Source organism: Flavobacterium sp. GNP001, from assembly GCF_054343775.1.
On record NZ_JBTGUX010000003.1, the window covers coordinates 1 to 2864 of the forward strand.

A 2864-nucleotide genomic window follows, 5' to 3' on the forward strand; every position below is an offset into this window, starting at 1 on the left:
AGTAAACGTAGTGGGTCAAATCATTGCAAATGACGATACTTTAGGCACACCAGCAGCACCATTGGCTTCAGGCACTACACCAGTAGCAGCAGGAAGTGTGATAGGAAACGACAGCTTAAACGGAGTTGCAGTAACGACGACAAACACAAATGTTACGCCAATCACTACGGGAGCAATTTTAGTAGATGCAGACGGAAACGTAACCATTGCGGCTAACACCCCAACGGGACCTTACACGGTTACCTATACCATCTGTGAGTCCGATACGACCACAGGAGTTAATGTAAGCCCATCGAATTGTGCTACAGCTACGCTAACAGTAAACGTAGTGGGTAAAATCATTGCAGGAAACGATACTTTAGGAACACCAGCAGCACCATTGGCTTCAGGCACTACACCAGTAGCAGCAGGAAGCGTGATAGGAAACGACAGCTTAAACGGAGTTGCAGTAACGACGACAAACACGAATGTTACGCCAATCACTACAGGACCAATTTTAGTAGATGCAGACGGGAATGTAACCATTGCAGCGAATACCCCAACGGGACCTTACACGGTTACCTATACCATCTGTGAGTCCGATACGACCACAGGAGTTAATGTAAGCCCATCGAATTGTGCTACAGCTACGCTAACAGTAAACGTAGTGGGTAAAATCATTGCAGGAAACGATACTTTAGGCGCACCAGCAGCACCATTAGCTTCAGGCACTACACCTGTAGCCGCAGGAAGTGTGATAGGAAACGACACCTTAAACGGAGTTGCAGTAACGACGACAAACACGAATGTTACGCCAATCACTACAGGACCAATTTTAGTAGATGCAGACGGGAATGTAACCATTGCAGCGAATACCCCAACGGGACCTTACACGGTTACGTATACCATCTGTGAGTCCGATACGACCACAGGAGTTAATGTAAATCCATCGAATTGTGCTACAGCTACGCTAACAGTAAACGTAGTGGGTCAAATCATTGCAAATGACGATACTTTAGGCACACCAGCAGCACCATTGGCTTCAGGCACTACACCAGTAGCAGCAGGAAGTGTGATAGGAAACGACAGCTTAAACGGAGTTGCAGTAACGACGACAAACACGAATGTTACGCCAATCACTACAGGACCAATTTTAGTAGATGCAGACGGGAATGTAACCATTGCAGCGAATACCCCAACGGGACCTTACACGGTTACCTATACCATCTGTGAGTCCGATACGACCACAGGAGTTAATGTAAGCCCATCGAATTGTGCTACAGCTACGCTAACAGTAAACGTAGTGGGTCAAATCATTGCAAATGACGATACTTTAGGCACACCAGCAGCACCATTGGCTTCAGGCACTACACCAGTAGCAGCAGGAAGTGTGATAGGAAACGACAGCTTAAACGGAGTTGCAGTAACGACGACAAACACGAATGTTACGCCAATCACTACGGGAGCAATTTTAGTAGATGCAGACGGGAACGTAACCATTGCGGCGAACACCCCAACGGGACCTTACACGGTTACGTATACCATCTGTGAGTCCGATACGACCACAGGAGTTAATGTAAGCCCATCGAATTGTGCTACAGCTACGCTAACAGTAAACGTAGTGGGTCAAATCATTGCAGGAATGACGATACTTTAGGCACACCAGCAGCACCATTGGCTTCAGGCACTACACCAGTAGCAGCAGGAAGCGTGATAGGAAACGACAGCTTAAACGGAGTTGCAGTAACGACGACAAACACGAATGTTACGCCAATCACTACGGGAGCAATTTTAGTAGATGCAGACGGGAACGTAACCATTGCGGCGAACACCCCAACGGGACCTTACACGGTTACGTATACCATCTGTGAGTCCGATACGACCACAGGAGTTAATGTAAGCCCATCGAATTGTGCTACAGCTACGCTAACAGTAAACGTAGTGGGTAAAATCATTGCAGGAAACGATACTTTAGGCACACCAGCAGCACCATTGGCTTCAGGCACTACACCAGTAGCAGCAGGAAGTGTGATAGGAAACGACAGCTTAAATGGAGTTGCAGTAACGACGACAAACACGAATGTTACGCCAATCACTACAGGACCAATTTTAGTAGATGCAGACGGGAATGTAACCATTGCAGCGAATACCCCAACGGGACCTTACACGGTTACCTATACCATCTGTGAGTCCGATACGACCACAGGAGTTAATGTAAGCCCATCGAATTGTGCTACAGCTACGCTAACAGTAAACGTAGTGGGTCAAATCATTGCAAATGACGATACTTTAGGCACACCAGCAGCACCATTGGCTTCAGGCACTACACCAGTAGCAGCAGGAAGTGTGATAGGAAACGACAGCTTAAATGGAGTTGCAGTAACGACGACAAACACGAATGTTACGCCAATCACTACGGGAGCAATTTTAGTAGATGCAGACGGGAACGTAACCATTGCGGCGAACACCCCAACGGGACCTTACACGGTTACCTATACCATCTGTGAGTCCGATACGACCACAGGAGTTAATGTAAGCCCATCGAATTGTGCTACAGCTACGCTAACAGTAAACGTAGTGGGTCAAATCATTGCAAATGACGATACTTTAGGCACACCAGCAGCACCATTGGCTTCAGGCACTACACCAGTAGCAGCAGGAAGTGTGATAGGAAACGACAGCTTAAACGGAGTTGCAGTAACGACGACAAACACGAATGTTACGCCAATCACTACGGGAGCCAATTTTAGTAGATGCAGACGGGAATGTAACCATTGCAGCGAATACCCCAACGGGACCTTACACGGTTACCTATACCATCTGTGAGTCCGATACGACCACAGGAGTTAATGTAAGCCCATCGAATTGTGCTACAGCTACGCTAA

The 2864-nt window shown here is 47.3% G+C and carries 2 protein-coding genes; both read left to right on the forward strand.

Going from position 1 to position 2864, the window contains the following annotated elements:
* The coding region (locus ACXX8U_RS14080; protein WP_458566422.1) for a beta strand repeat-containing protein at positions 1 to 1636 on the forward strand (1636 nt) is incomplete at its 5' end.
* A complete protein-coding gene (locus ACXX8U_RS14085) occupies positions 1570 to 2805 on the forward strand; it encodes a hypothetical protein (RefSeq protein WP_458566423.1) in 1236 nt (411 codons plus the stop codon). The genes ACXX8U_RS14080 and ACXX8U_RS14085, both read left to right, overlap by 67 nt.
* Positions 2806 to 2864: the final 59 nt, after the last annotated feature.